Raw genomic sequence first — 13584 nt, 5'->3', positions numbered from 1 at the left:
CGACGTCATGTACGGCTGGATCTGGCGGCATCTGCCGGGCAACGCGTGGGTACGGGCGCTGATCTCGATCGTGCTGGTCCTCGCGGTCGTCTATCTCCTCTTCCAGTACGTGTTCCCCTGGGCGGAGCCTCTGCTTCCGTTCAACGATGTGACGGTGGACGGCCAGTGAGCGCGCGAATTCTCGTCGTCGACAACTACGACAGCTTCGTCTTCAACCTCGTTCAGTACCTCTACCAGCTCGGCGCCGAGTGCGAAGTCCTCCGCAACGACGAGGTCGAGCTGAGCCACGCCCAGGACGGCTTCGACGGCGTCCTGCTCTCTCCCGGACCCGGCGCGCCCGAGCAGGCCGGGGTCTGCATCGACATGGTCCGGCACTGCGCCGACACCGGTGTGCCCGTCTTCGGCGTCTGCCTCGGCATGCAGTCGATGGCCGTGGCGTACGGCGGCGTCGTCGACCGCGCGCCCGAGCTGCTGCACGGCAAGACCTCGCTCGTCACGCACGAGGGCCAGGGCGTCTTCGCCGGTCTGCCGTCGCCGTTCACCGCGACCCGCTACCACTCGCTGGCCGCCGAGCCCGCCGCCCTGCCGGCCGAGCTGGAGGTCACGGCGCGGACCGAGGACGGCATCATCATGGGGCTGCGCCACCGTGAACTGCCCGTCGAGGGAGTGCAGTTCCACCCCGAGTCGGTCCTCACCGAGCACGGGCACCTGATGCTGGCCAACTGGCTGGAGCAGTGCGGCGACAAGGGGGCGGTCGGCCGGTCGGCGGGGCTCGCTCCGGTGGTGGGCAAGGCCGTCGCGTGACGACGGGCTCGCCGTGGTTCCGGCCGTCGAACGGTCCGGAACCGGAGCCGATACCCGGGGACCCGTACGCGCCCGCCGCCGAACCGTACGCGCCGAACGCCGAGCCGTACGCACCGGCTGCCGAACCGTACGCGCCGCACACCGAACCGTACGCGCCGCACACCGAGCCGTACGCGCCGAACGCCGAGCCGTACAGCGCCGCCGAACCGTACGCACCGGCCGCCGAGTCGTACGCGCCCGCCGCCGAACCGTACGTCCCCGCTGATCCGTACGCGCCCGCCGAGCCGTACCCGTACGAGGAGCCGGTGCCCCGCCGAGCCGCCGTCCAGGAAGCCCCCTACGAGCCCCCGTACGGGCCGTACGGGGCGGAAGAGACTCCGGTGGCCCGGCCGGACGAGACGATGCCCCTGCAGGCCGTGGAGGACCCCGCCGGGCCGCCGCCCCCGGGGCCCGGGCGTGCCGAGCGCCGGCGTGCCGCCAAAGGTGGCCGGGGCAGGAACCGGGGCGCCGCCCCCGCGCCTTCGGCGCCGTCCGCCGCCGAAGGGCGTCCCCTCTCCCGCGTGGAGGCCCGGAGGGCCGCCCGCGCCGCCAAGGAGAGCGTCGGCGTCGTCGCCAGCCGGATCGTCGGAGAACTCTTCATCACCTTCGGCGTCGTCATGCTCCTCTTCGTCACCTACCAGCTGTGGTGGACGAACGTCCGCGCCGGTCAGGAGACCGACCGGGCCAAGGCCCAGATCGAGGACACCTGGGCCAGGGGCGGCGAGGACGAGAAGCCCGAGGCCTTCGAGCCCGGCAAGGGCTTCGCCATCATGTACATCCCCAAGCTGGACGTCGTCGTCCCCATCGCCGAGGGCATCAGCAAGACCGACGTCCTCGACAAGGGCATGGTCGGCCACTACGGCGAGGGCAAGCTCAAGACGGCCATGCCGTCCGACAAGCAGGGCAACTTCGCGGTGGCCGGCCACCGCAACACCCACGGCGAGCCGTTCCGGTACATCAACCGGCTGAAGCCCGGCGACCCGATCGTCGTCGAGACGCAGAACGCGTACTACACGTACGAGATGGCCGGCATCCTGCCGCAGACCTCGCCCTCCAACGTCTCGGTGATCGAGCCCGTGCCGAAGCAGTCCGGCTTCAAGGGCCCCGGCCGGTACATCACGTTGACCACCTGCACACCGGAGTTCACCAGCACGTACCGCATGATCGTGTGGGGCAAGCTGGTCGACGAACGCCCGCGCAGCAAGGGAAAGCCGGAAGCGCTCGTAGGCTGAGACCCACACCTCCGGACGGGACGACGGGACGACCTAGTGGCACGCGCGCGCAACCGGATCGCCGGGCTCATCAGCCTCCTCGGCGAACTCCTCATCACGGCGGGCCTGGTGCTCGGCCTCTTCGTCGTCTACTCCCTGTGGTGGACCAACGTCCTCGCCGACCGCGCCGCCGACAAGGACGGCGCCCAGGTCCGCGACCAGTGGGCCGACGGGCCCGGCGCGCTGGACACCAAGGACGGCATCGGCTTCCTCCACGTACCCGCCATGCAGAACGGCGAGGTCCTGGTGAAGAGGGGCACCGGCACCGACGTCCTCAACCACGGCGTCGCCGGCTACTACACCGACCCGGTCAAGTCCGCGCTCCCGCAGGACAAGCAGGGCAACTTCACGCTCGCCGCGCACCGGGACGGGCACGGCGCCAAGTTCCACAACATCCACAAGGTGAGGACCGGGGACGCGATCGTCTTCGAGACCAAGGACACCTGGTACGTCTACAAGGTCTACAGGACCCTGCCCGAGACCACGAAGTACAACGTGGACGTCCTCCAGTCCGTCCCCAAGGAATCGGGGAAGACCAAGCCGGGCCGCTACATCACGCTGACCACCTGCACCCCCATGTACACCTCGGACTACCGCTACATCGTCTGGGGCGAACTGGAGCGCACGGAGAAGGTCGACCGCGACCGGACCCCTCCGGCGGAGCTGCGCTGAAACGTTCATGGGAGGCGAGAGCCCCGGCATCCGTCCTGGATGCCGGGGCTCTCGCCTCCCACGTGCCCGGTGCGGGCGGGCGTCAGCCGAAGAAGCCGCCGCCGGGGTTGCCGTTGTTGTGGTCCCCGCCGCCGCCACCCAGGGTGTTGACGGTGATCGGCTGGTTCTTGTCGACCATCGAACCCTCCGGCGGGTTCGTGCCGAAGACGAGGGCGTCCTCCTTGTCGGAGCCCACCTGGACGACCGTGAGGCCCAGGTTCTGGAGGGTGTCCCGGACCTCCTTGAACTTCTTGCCGGTCAGACCCGTGGGGATCTGGACCTGGGTCTGCTGCGGGCCCTTGGAGACCTTCAGCGTGATCTGGACGTCCTTCGGCTGGTTCGACGGGCCCTGCGGGGTCTGGTCGACGACCGTGCCCGCCGGCTCGTTCGAGTCGACCGGCTCCTGGGTCACGTTCGTGAAGCCGATCGCGTTGAGCTGCTGGACGGCCTGGTCGTAGGTACGGCCCTTGAAGCTGGGGAGCTCCGACAGCTGCTTCTTCGCGACGGTGATCGTGATCTCGGAGTTCTGCTCCGCCTTGGTGCCGCCGTCCGGGTTCTGCTTCAGAACCGTGCCGGGGTCCTGCTCGGACTCCTCCTGCTCGACCTTGACCTTGAAGCCCTTGTCCTTGAGGCTCTGCTCGGCCCGCTCCTGGGACTGCTCCACGACGTCCGGGACCTCGACGAGCGGGGCGCCCTCGGAGACGTACACCTGGATCGTGCCGTCGACGTCCATCTTCTGGACGTTGTCCGCGACCGGCTCCTGGCGGCAGATCGTGTCCTTCGGCTGGTCGCAGCGCTCGGTGCCGGCCTGCTGGACCTTCACCTGGACGTTGCGCGCGCGGTCCTGCGCGCCCTGCAACGTCTGGCCGACCAGCTGCGGGACGGTGACCTTCTGCGGCCCGTCCTTCTTGTCGAAGAGCGAGACGCCGATGAAGATCGCGCCGACGAGCACCAGGATGCCCGCGAGGACCAGGAGGATCGTCGAGGTGTTCGACTTCTTCTGGCCACCGCCACGACGGCGGTCGGGGCGGTCGTCGTAGCCGTAGCCGCCGTCGTCCGGGTTGACCGGCGGCATCATCGACGTCTGGCCGGCCGGGTCGGCCTGGCGCAGCGCGGTGGTCGGCTGGTCCTCCGGCGGGTAGCCGCCGTAGCCCCCGCCGTAGCCGGGCGCGCCCGCCATGCCCATCCCCATCGCGGCGGCGGCCGCGACCGGCTGGCCGTCGAGGCAGGCCTCGATGTCCGCGCGCATCTCGTCGGCGGACTGGTAGCGGTAGTCGGGGTCCTTGACCAGCGCCTTCAGGACGATGGCGTCCATCTCGGGCGTGATCTCGGGGTCGAAGTTGCTCGGCGGCTGCGGCTCCTCGCGGACGTGCTGGTACGCGACCGCGACCGGGGAGTCGCCGATGAACGGGGGACGGACGGTGAGCAGCTCGTAGAGGAGGCAGCCCGTGGAGTACAGGTCGGAGCGGGCGTCGACCTGCTCGCCCTTGGCCTGTTCCGGGGAGAGGTACTGGGCCGTGCCGATCACCGCGGCGGTCTGCGTCATGGTCATGCCCGCGTCGCCCATGGCGCGCGCGATGCCGAAGTCCATGACCTTGACCTGGCCGGTGCGCGTCAGCATGACGTTCGCCGGCTTGATGTCACGGTGCACGATGCCGGCGCGGTGCGAGTACTCCAGTGCCTGGAGGATGCCGACCGTCATCTCGAGGGTGCGCTCGGGCAGCAGCTTGCGCCCGGAGTGCAGCAGCTCACGCAGGGTCGACCCGTCGACGTACTCCATCACGATGTACGGGATGGAGACCTGGTCGACGTAGTCCTCGCCGGTGTCGTAGACCGCGACGATCGCCGGATGGTTCAGCGAGGCGGCGGACTGTGCCTCACGGCGGAACCGGGCCTGGAAGGACGGATCGCGGGCCAGGTCGGCCCGCAGCGTCTTCACGGCGACGGTGCGGCCGAGCCGGGTGTCCTGGGCGAGGTACACCTCGGCCATGCCACCACGGCCGAGCACCGGGCCCAGCTCGTACCGGCCGCCGAGGCGACGCGGCTCTTCCATAGCTAATCCAGCCCTCTCCGTCTGTCCCGACCGCACCCATGGGTGGTCCGGCGGTGTGTGCTGTTCGCGCATACGCTACCGGCCCCGGGAAGGCGTTCCGCCCGGGGCCGGTAGCTGATACCTGACCGGTACCTGACCCGTGCGGGGTCCGGTGGTCAGCTCCGGGTCTTGATGACCGCCTTCATCACGGCCTTGGCGATCGGGGCGGCCAGACCGCCACCGGTGATGTCCTCACGGTCGGTGCCGGCCGAGTCCTCGACGACGACCGCGACCGCGACCGGGGAGCCCTCGGCGGTCTTCGCGTACGAGATGAACCAGGCGTAGGGACGCTTGGCGTTCTTCTCGCCGTGCTGGGCCGTACCCGTCTTGCCGCCGACCTTCACGCCGTCCATGTTCAGGTCGGCGTTGCCGCCGGTGCCCTTCGTGACGACGCTCTCCATCATCTGCTGGAGCTTCTGGGCGGTCTCCGGCGAGACCGGGCGGCTCATCTCCTCCGGCTCGGTCTGCTTGATGATGTCGAGGTTGGGCGCCCGCAGCTGGTCGATCATGTACGGCTTCATCAGCTTGCCGTCGTTGGCGATCGCCGCCGTGACCATCGCCATCTGCAGCGGGGTCGTCGCGGTGTTGAACTGGCCGATCGACGAGAGCGCGTTTCCACCGCGGTCGGCGTTCTTGTCGAAGACGGAGGCCGAGGAGCGGACCGGGGTGAACTGCTCGGCGTTGAAGCCGAACTTCTCCGCCGTCTCGACCATCTTGTCGCGGCCGACGTCGTCGCCGAGCTTCGCGAAGACCGAGTTGCAGGAGATCTCGAGGGCGTGGATGAGGCTGGCGTTGGCACAGCCGTGGGCGTGGTTGATCATCTCCCGGTTGGAGAGGGGGATCTTCCAGCCCTCGGGGGTGTCGGTCGCCGCGTTGATGTCGGTGACCTTGCCGTTCTCCAGCGCGGCGGCGGCGGTGACGACCTTGAAGACGGAGCCGGGCGGGTAGATCTCGCGGATCGCGCGGTTCAGCTTCGGCTTGTTCTTGTCCTTCTCCAGCGCGACCCAGGCCTTCTCGTCCTTGCCGGAGTAGCCGGCGAAGGTGGAGGGGTCGTACGAGGGCGTGGACGCCATCGCCAGGATCTTGCCGGTCTTCGGCTCGATGGCGACGACCGCGCCGGTCTTGCTGCCGAGCCCCTCGTAGGCGGCCTTCTGCGCGGCGCCGCTGAGGGTGGTGACGACGTCGCCGCCCTTCTTCTTCTCGCCGGTGAACATGGCGAGGGTGCGGTCGAAGAAGAGCCGGTCGTCGTTGCCGGTGAGGATGCCGTCCTCGATCTTCTCGATCTGGTTGGCGTCGTAGGCCTGCGAGGCGTACCCGGTGACCGGGGCCCACATGGGGCCGTCCACGTAGGTCCGCTTGAACTTGTAGAACTTGTCGCCCGAGTCGACGGAGCCCGTTATGGGCTTGCCGTCGACGATGATGTTGCCGCGCTGGTTCGAGTACCGCTCGATCTGCACGCGCCGGTTCTTGGGGTGCGCGTTCAGCTCGTCGGCGCGGACGAGCTGGAGCCAGTTGTCCCGCAGGAGCAGGGCGAGGACGAGCAGGCCGCAGAAGATCGCGACCCGCCGCAGCGGCTTGTTCACGGACGGACCACCTGGGTCATCTCGGCGTCGGGGGACGGGGCGGGCGCGGGCGCGGGACGGCGCGCGGTGTCGCTGATCCGGATGAGGATGCCGATCAGGGCCCAGTTGGCGATCACGGAGGAACCGCCGTACGCGAGGAACGGCATGGTCATACCGGTGAGCGGGATGAGACCCATCACACCGCCGGCGACGACGAAGACCTGCAGTGCGAAGGCGCCGGACAGGCCCATCGCCAGCAGCTTGCCGAAGGGGTCGCGGGCGGCGAGGGAGGTGCGGATGCCGCGCTCGATGATCAGGCCGTAGAAGAGCAGGAAGACCATGACGCCGGTCAGGCCGAGCTCCTCGCCGACCGTGGCGAAGATGAAGTCGGAGTTCGCGGCGAACTGGACCAGGTCCGAATTGCCCTGGCCGAGACCGGTGCCGAGGATGCCGCCCGAACCGAACGACATCAGCACCTGCGTCATCTGGTCACACGCGTACGCCATGTTGGAGTTGGGCGGCGCCGTCTTCAGACACTCGAACGGGTCGAGCCAGGCCTGGACACGCGACTGCACGTGGCTCGCCGTCGAGCCGACGACCACCGCACCCGCCACGGCCATCAGCAGACCCATGACGATCCAGCTGGTCCGCTCGGTCGCCACGTACAGCATGATCACGAACATGCCGAAGAACAGCAGCGAGGTACCGAGGTCGTTCTCGAAGACCAGGATGAGGAGGCTGACCGCCCAGATCGTCAGGATCGGGCCGAGGTCACGGCCGCGCGGCAGGTAGAGCCCCATGAAACGGCGGCTGGCCAGCGCCAGCGCGTCCCGCTTCACCATCAGGTAGCCGGAGAAGAACACGGCGAGGACCAGCTTGGCGAACTCACCGGGCTGGATCGAGAAGCCGCCGATACGGATCCAGATCTTGGCGCCGAAGACGTCCGCGCCGAGGCCCGGGACGAGCGGCAGCAGCAGGAGGACGAGGGCCGCGACCATGGAGATGTACGTGTAGCGCTGGAGGACGCGGTGGTCCTTGAGCAGCAACAGCACGCCCACGAACATGGCGATGCCGATCGCCGAGTACATCATCTGGTTCGGCGCGGACTCGCTGAACGCGCCGTACGTGCGCTTCGCCAGGGAGATCAGCCGCGGCGACTGGTCGAGACGCCAGATCAGCACCAGGCCCATGCCGTTCAGCAGGGTCGCCAGCGGCAGCAGCAGCGGGTCCGCGTACGGGGCCCACTTGCGCACCACGAGGTGCGCGACGCCCGCGAGCAGCGCCAGGCCGAGGCCGTACCCGGCCATTCCGGCCGGGACCTTGCCGTCGATGGCCAGGCCCACGTTGAGGTACGCGAACACCGGGATGACGACGGCGAACGCGAGCAGCGCCAGCTCGGTGTTGCGGCGGCTCGGCGCCTCGATCGCGCCGATGGTGGTCGTGTTGGTGACAACGCTCATGGTGGTGAAAGGCCCCCTACGGGTGCTTACTGCTTGCCGCAGTTCGAGGCCAGCTTCTGCTCCTCCGCGGTGAGGGTGGGACCCGGGGACGGAGCGGCTGTGGTGGGCTTGGATTCAGGAGTGGCGGTGCCGGGCTTCTGGGTGGCCGGCGGCTTGCTCGCCTGGTCGGCGGCCTTCTCGGCGGCGGCGTGCCGCTGCTCGGCCTTCTTGCAGGCCGAGGCCTGCAGGGCCAGCTCCGAGATCTTCGTCTCGGCCTTGCCGAGGCTGCCGCCCGCGATCGTGTCCTCGACCTGCTTCCGCTGGTAGGCGGGGAGGTACTTGAGTTCGATCTCGGGGTGGTCCTTCTCGACCTTCGAGAGCGACACCCACGCCAGGTCCTGGCTGATGCCCTGGTACAGCGCCACGTGCTGGTCCTTGGAACCCACGAAGTACTGCGTCTGCGTCCAGCGCCAGCCGCCGTACAGCCCGCCGCCGAGGAGCGCGAGGACGAGGACGAGGAAGAAGGAGCGCTTGAGCCACTTGCGGCCGGTGCGCGGCTTGACGAAGTCGTCGTCCGTGTACGAGTCGAAGGAGCCCTGCGGGGGCATGCCGCCGTAGCCGTGGTCGTCGCCGCTGCCGGGCGGGCCGAAGCCGCCGGCGGGCGGCTGGTGGTGCGGCGCGGTGCGCCCGAGGCCCGAGGCGCGGCCGGCCGGGGTCTGCATCGCCCCCCCGTCGTTCAGCTGCGCCTGGTTCTCGGCGACGGCGCCCACGATGACCGGGGTGTCGCTGAGGTGACCGGCGAGGGTGTCGCCGCCGTCGACGTCGAGGACGTCGGCCACGATCACCGTGATGTTGTCGGGGCCGCCGCCGCGCAGCGCGAGCTGGATCAGCTCCTGCACGGTCTCCTGCGGGCCCTGGTAGCTGGCGAGGGTGTCCTCGAGGGTCTGGTGGGAGACCACGCCGGACAGGCCGTCGGAGCAGATCAGGTAGCGGTCGCCGACCCGGACCTCACGGATGGAGAGGTCGGGTTCGACGTGGTCGCCGCTGCCGAGCGCGCGCATGAGGAGCGAGCGCTGCGGGTGGGTGGTGGCCTCTTCCTCGGTGATCCGGCCCTCGTCGACGAGGCGCTGGACCCAGGTGTGGTCCTGGGTGATCTGGGTGAGGACGCCGTCGCGGAGCAGGTAGGCGCGGGAGTCCCCGACGTGCACGAGCCCGAGCCGCTGGCCGGTCCACAGGAGGGCGGTGAGCGTGGTGCCCATGCCCTCCAGCTGCGGGTCCTCCTCGACCATCATCCGCAGCTGGTCGTTGGCGCGCTGCACCGCCGTACCGAGCGAGGTGAGGATGTCGGAGCCGGGGACGTCGTCGTCGAGCGTGACGAGCGTGGAGATCACCTCGGAGGAGGCGACCTCGCCGGCGGCCTGTCCGCCCATGCCGTCGGCGATGGCGAGCAGCCGGGGCCCGGCGTAGCCCGAGTCCTCGTTGCCCTCGCGGATCATGCCCTTGTGCGAGCCCGCGGCGAATCGCAGGGACAGAGTCATGCGCACCTGCCCTGTCGACGCTGCATCGGGGTAGAGCCGGTCTCGACCCACACTGCCCACCCTCCGGTCGCTCCGGTCACACCGGTCGATTCAGTCGCTCCGGTCGGGAGCGCGGCACGTCCCGCGGCGGGGACCGTCCCGGCTCGCTCGCTCCGCTCGCGCTCATTCATGTCGTGGCACTACTTCCGAAGCTCGATGACGGTCTTGCCGATGCGGATCGGCGCGCCCAGCGGAATCGGCGTGGCGGTGGTGAGGCGGGTCCGGTCGAGGTAGGTGCCGTTGGTGGACCCGAGGTCCTCGACGATCCACTGGCCGTCCCGGTCCGGGTAGATCCTGGCGTGGCGGCTGGAGGCGTAGTCGTCGTCGAGCACGATCGTCGAGTCGTGCGCCCGGCCCAGCGTGATCGTCTGGCCCTGGAGGGCGACGGTCGTGCCGGTGAGGGTGCCCTCGGAGACGACCAGCTTGGTCGGTGCGCCGCGGCGCTGGCGGCCCCCCGCGTTCTGCTGGCCGCGCTGCTGCGGAGGCGTGGCCGCCGCCTGGCGCGCGTTCTGCTGGGGTCGCGCCTCCTGGCGGCGCGAACCGCGCTGGGTGACCCGTGTGCCGAACAGATCACTGCGAATGACCTGGACGGCCACGATGACGAACAGCCACAGAACGGCCAGGAAACCCAACCGCATGACCGTCAGGGTCAGCTCTGACATTGCCCCCGCTTCACCCTTCGGCTTGCCGGTAAACGATGGTGGTGCTGCCCACGACGATCCGCGAGCCGTCGCGGAGCGTAGCGCGGGTGGTGTGCTGCCCGTCCACCACGATGCCGTTGGTGGATCCCAGATCCTGGATCGTCGAGGGCGTTCCGGTCCGGATCTCGCAGTGCCGGCGGGAGACGCCGGGATCGTCGATCCTCACGTCCGCGTCGGTGCTGCGGCCGAGGACCAGGGTCGGGCGGGAGATCTGGTGGCGGGTGCCGTTGATCTCGATCCAGCGGCGCACCGGAGCGCCCGCTCCGCCGTGGGTGGCGGGGCCGGGCATGGATCCGGGACCGCCCGCCGGCCGCCCGGCGGGCGCCGTCGGCCGGTGGCCGGGCGCGCCCGGAGGCGGGGAGGCGGGCATGGGCGGGGCGCCGGCCGGGGGGTACCCGTAGCCGCCGCGGCCCTGCTGCTGGGGCTGCTGTGGTTGGGGCTGTGACGTACTCGACGCCAGCGTGCGGCTGCGGACCCGGTACAGGCCGGTGTCGAGGTCCTCGGCCTTCTCCAGGTGGACCTTGATCGGGCCCATGAAGGTGTACCGCTGCTGCTTCGCGTAGTCCCTGACCAGGCCGGCGAGCTCGTCGCCGAGCTGGCCCGAGTAGGGGCTGAGACGCTCGTAGTCCGGCGTGCTCAGCTCCACGATGAAGTCGTTGGGGACGACCGTCCGCTCGCGGTTCCAGATCGTCGCGTTGTTGTCGCACTCGCGCTGGAGCGCGCCGGCGATCTCGACGGGCTGGACCTCGGACTTGAAGACCTTGGCGAAGGTGCCGTTGACCAGACCTTCGAGACGCTGCTCGAAACGCTTCAGGACTCCCATGGGGCACCTCCTCCGTCGTTGTCGCCCTGGTACTGCTTACTGATCGTATCCACGCGTCGGGAAATCGGCTGGTTCCCCTTCTCTGCCCTGTGGACGAGTGTCACCTCTCACAGGCTTTCCCCACGGATCGTAGAGGCGGCCTGTGGACAGTGTCCCGCACCCGGCTGTGGGAGCGGAGGCTCGGGCCGGGGTTCCGGACCGGTCCGTCCCCTTCGCCCTCCTTCTTCCTCTCCTCCGCCGTCCTTCTTCCCCCTCCTCTCCCGCCTCCCCCTCCCGGACGTGCCCGCTCCTTCCGGCTCGCGCCCCACCCGGTCACGTCGCCCCTCCCCCCTCTCCTTGTTCTCCGGGAGCGGGGGCGAAACAACGGATGTGAATCCACGGTCTGCGACGTGCTAATCTTCAGATGTCGCCAGGCGCTCCCGCTGAAAAGCGAGAGGGCAGGGAGATCACCCAATGCGCGGGTGGCGGAATAGGCAGACGCGCTGGATTCAGGTTCCAGTGCCCGCAAGGGCGTGGGGGTTCAACTCCCCCCTCGCGCACCAGACGGAAGCCCCGTAGGTCATCGACCTACGGGGCTTCCGCGTATGCCGGGGCGGATGTGAGCCTTCCCACGTCGGGGGCTCGTGCCGAGGGCGCGCAGGGCCGCGACTTTTGTCTTCCGAGGGCGAGACGAAAGAGGGAAGCCCGGGGTGCGGGGCGCTGCCTAGGGTTCGAGCGTGGACGCTATGTCGAAGTCGGGGGGCCGGGCCGCGATGCCGAAGTCGGAGGGCCGGACCGCTCGGGGGACCGCGGCCAGGGCCGCCGCCTGGTGGAACTGGCTCGTGATGCCCGGGCGCTGGTCACGGCGCAGGATCACCGGTGAGGTGGCCCTCGCCGTGGTCGTCGCGCTGCTGGCGGCGGGCTCCGAGGAGCTCCTGGGCGGCGAGGGATGGCGGCTGGCCGCCGTCGCCGCGGGCGCGGCCGTGCTGTCGCTGCTGCGGCGCAGACTCCCCGCGGGCGTGCTCGTCCTGACCGCCGGCCTCGCGCCCTTCCTGCCCGGCCTCGGGCCCCTGCTCATCGTGCTCGGCTGGTCGTCCGGTCGGTACGTCGCCAGCCCCGGGCGGGCGCTGGCCGCGTTCATCGCCGCCTTCGTCCTGAACGTCGGCGGGACGCTCCTGGAGACCTGGGACCGGCAGCGGCTCCTCACCGTCGCCTTCATGGCCACCCTCTACTACCTGGGCACCACGCTGGCCCCCGGCCTCGCCCACCGCTACTGGACCCAGCGGAGGACCCTGCTGCACGCGCTCCAGGAGCGCAACGCGCAGCTGCTGCGCGAGCGGAACATGGTGGTCTGGCAGGCCAGGCTGCGCGAGCGGCAGCGGATCGCCCAGGACATGCACGACAGCCTCGGTCACCAGCTGGCGCTGATCGCCGTGCACACGGGCGCCCTCGAAGTGGACCGGGAGCTGGGCGAGCGGCAGCGCGAGGTGGTCGGCGTCCTGCGGAACGCCTCGGTGACCGCCATGCACGAACTGCGGGAGGTCGTCGGGATACTCCGCGACGGGGTCGCGGCGGAGGACGGCACCCCGTCGGCGCCCGCCCCGGCCGGGGACGAGACGGGGCGGGCCGCGCGCGGGACCGCCGGCATCGAGGGACTCGTGGCGGCGGCCCGGGCGGCCGGCACCTCCGTCGGACTGCGGCGGCTGGGGGACGAGAGACCACTGGCGCCGGCCGCCGACCACGCCGCGTACAGGATCGTGCAGGAGGCCCTGACCAACGCCTACAAGTACGCGCCGGGGGCGCCGATCGGCGTCGAGCTGCGGTACGAGCCGGACACCTTCGTCGTGGAGATCGTCAACGGCGAGCCGGTGGACGGTCCGGTGAAGGACGTGGTGAGCGGCGGGCAGGGGCTGACCGGCCTCGCCGAGCGGGCCCGTCTGGTGGGCGGCATGTGCCATGCGGGCCCGGCCGACGGCGGCGGGTTCCGGGTCGCCGGGATGCTGCCGTACGGGGCGGCGCCGGTCGCCGAGGCAGCGCCTTTGGTCGATGCGGCCGACGACTTCCGACAGCAGACCACGAAGCCGCTGGTGGGCGATGGTCGTCCGGTCCAGGTCGGACCGGCCGACTGGACGTTCACGGAGCGGGAGCTGGCGATGGCGATGCGTGGGGGCAGGGGCAGGAGCACGGGCGGGGCGGTCGCACTGGGCTGCGGTATCGCGTTCGCGGCACTCGTCCTGCTGGTGGTGGCGGGGGGCTTCGGCCTCTACTTCCTCATGGGCTCCGTGAAGGACGGCATGATCGACCCCGCGCAGTACGAGGCGGTGAAGGTCGGGACGGCCGAGAAGGAGGTCCGTGACCAGCTGCCCCCGGGCGACACCATAGCCACGGCGGGACTGGACGGCACGGGGCCCACCAGGCCGGCGGGCTCCAGTTGCCTGGTGCTGATGTCCTCGGACATGGGCGATGCCTATGACAAGGAGCCCGTTTTCCGGTTCTGCTTCAAGGACGGCAAGCTGATCGAGAAGAAGTCGTACTCGGTCGAGCAGCGCTAGCGCTGGACGGCCCGTACCGGAGGCGTGGGGGAGA

Annotated in this window: 11 protein-coding genes and 1 tRNA gene; 6 read left to right on the top strand and 6 right to left on the bottom strand. The window is 70.1% G+C overall.

What is annotated here, in order from left to right; genetic code table 11:
• Positions 1-7 precede the first annotated feature (7 nt).
• The 4 genes from ACFYUZ_RS06615 to ACFYUZ_RS06600 are packed head-to-tail and all read left to right on the top strand — an operon-like array spanning position 8 to position 2786.
• Positions 8-169: a hypothetical protein gene (locus tag ACFYUZ_RS06615; RefSeq protein ID WP_389306763.1), complete on the top strand. Its 162-nt coding sequence runs from the start codon at positions 8-10 to the stop codon at positions 167-169.
• Positions 166-804, top strand: a complete 639-nt coding sequence (locus tag ACFYUZ_RS06610) for an aminodeoxychorismate/anthranilate synthase component II (protein ID WP_086830118.1) — start codon at positions 166-168, stop codon at positions 802-804. Before ACFYUZ_RS06615 ends, ACFYUZ_RS06610 begins: the two co-directional genes overlap by 4 nt.
• Positions 801-2075 (top strand): class E sortase, encoded by a 1275-nt coding sequence (locus ACFYUZ_RS06605; RefSeq protein ID WP_389306762.1) that lies wholly within the window; start codon positions 801-803, stop codon positions 2073-2075. Before ACFYUZ_RS06610 ends, ACFYUZ_RS06605 begins: the two co-directional genes overlap by 4 nt.
• Positions 2076-2111: 36 nt before the next feature.
• Positions 2112-2786 (top strand): class E sortase, encoded by a 675-nt coding sequence (locus ACFYUZ_RS06600; protein ID WP_389306760.1) that lies wholly within the window; start codon positions 2112-2114, stop codon positions 2784-2786.
• Positions 2787-2868: 82 nt separating this feature from the next.
• On the opposite strand, the gene pknB is transcribed toward ACFYUZ_RS06600, so the two are convergent.
• The 6 genes from pknB to ACFYUZ_RS06570 form a co-directional block, all read right to left on the bottom strand.
• Positions 2869-4878, bottom strand: coding sequence for a Stk1 family PASTA domain-containing Ser/Thr kinase (gene pknB / locus ACFYUZ_RS06595; RefSeq protein ID WP_389306759.1), 2010 nt, complete (start codon positions 4876-4878; stop codon positions 2869-2871).
• 155 nt (positions 4879-5033) lie between these two features.
• Positions 5034-6500 carry a peptidoglycan D,D-transpeptidase FtsI family protein gene (locus ACFYUZ_RS06590; RefSeq protein ID WP_389306758.1) on the bottom strand — a complete coding sequence of 489 codons (1467 nt, stop codon included), beginning with the start codon at positions 6498-6500 and terminating at the stop codon, positions 5034-5036.
• A complete protein-coding gene (locus ACFYUZ_RS06585; RefSeq protein ID WP_389306757.1) occupies positions 6497-7939 on the bottom strand; it encodes an FtsW/RodA/SpoVE family cell cycle protein in 1443 nt (480 codons plus the stop codon). The genes ACFYUZ_RS06590 and ACFYUZ_RS06585 overlap by 4 nt, the downstream gene beginning before the upstream one ends.
• 26 nt (positions 7940-7965) lie before the next feature.
• The gene (locus tag ACFYUZ_RS06580; RefSeq protein ID WP_389306756.1) at positions 7966-9456 is read right to left on the bottom strand and encodes a Stp1/IreP family PP2C-type Ser/Thr phosphatase; all 1491 of its coding nucleotides are present in this window, start codon (positions 9454-9456) and stop codon (positions 7966-7968) included.
• A gap of 179 nt (positions 9457-9635) precedes the next feature.
• The gene (locus tag ACFYUZ_RS06575; RefSeq protein ID WP_389306755.1) at positions 9636-10157 is read right to left on the bottom strand and encodes an FHA domain-containing protein; all 522 of its coding nucleotides are present in this window, start codon (positions 10155-10157) and stop codon (positions 9636-9638) included.
• A 10-nt stretch (positions 10158-10167) separates the two neighbouring features.
• Positions 10168-11019, bottom strand: a complete 852-nt coding sequence (locus ACFYUZ_RS06570) for an FhaA domain-containing protein (protein ID WP_389306754.1) — start codon at positions 11017-11019, stop codon at positions 10168-10170.
• 455 nt (positions 11020-11474) lie between these two features.
• Between ACFYUZ_RS06570 and ACFYUZ_RS06565 the strand changes: the two genes are divergently transcribed.
• Positions 11475-11561 (top strand) — tRNA-Leu (locus tag ACFYUZ_RS06565).
• A gap of 282 nt (positions 11562-11843) precedes the next feature.
• The gene (locus tag ACFYUZ_RS06560) at positions 11844-13550 is read left to right on the top strand and encodes a sensor histidine kinase (RefSeq protein ID WP_389307027.1); all 1707 of its coding nucleotides are present in this window, start codon (positions 11844-11846) and stop codon (positions 13548-13550) included.
• The last annotated feature ends 34 nt before the right edge of the window (positions 13551-13584 follow it).

It is taken from the genome of Streptomyces sp. NPDC004266 (genome assembly GCF_042874095.1).
Lineage (GTDB): Bacteria > Actinomycetota > Actinomycetes > Streptomycetales > Streptomycetaceae > Streptomyces.
Note: the sequence above shows the minus strand (reverse complement) of the source record. Positions and strands in the feature narration are given on the sequence as shown.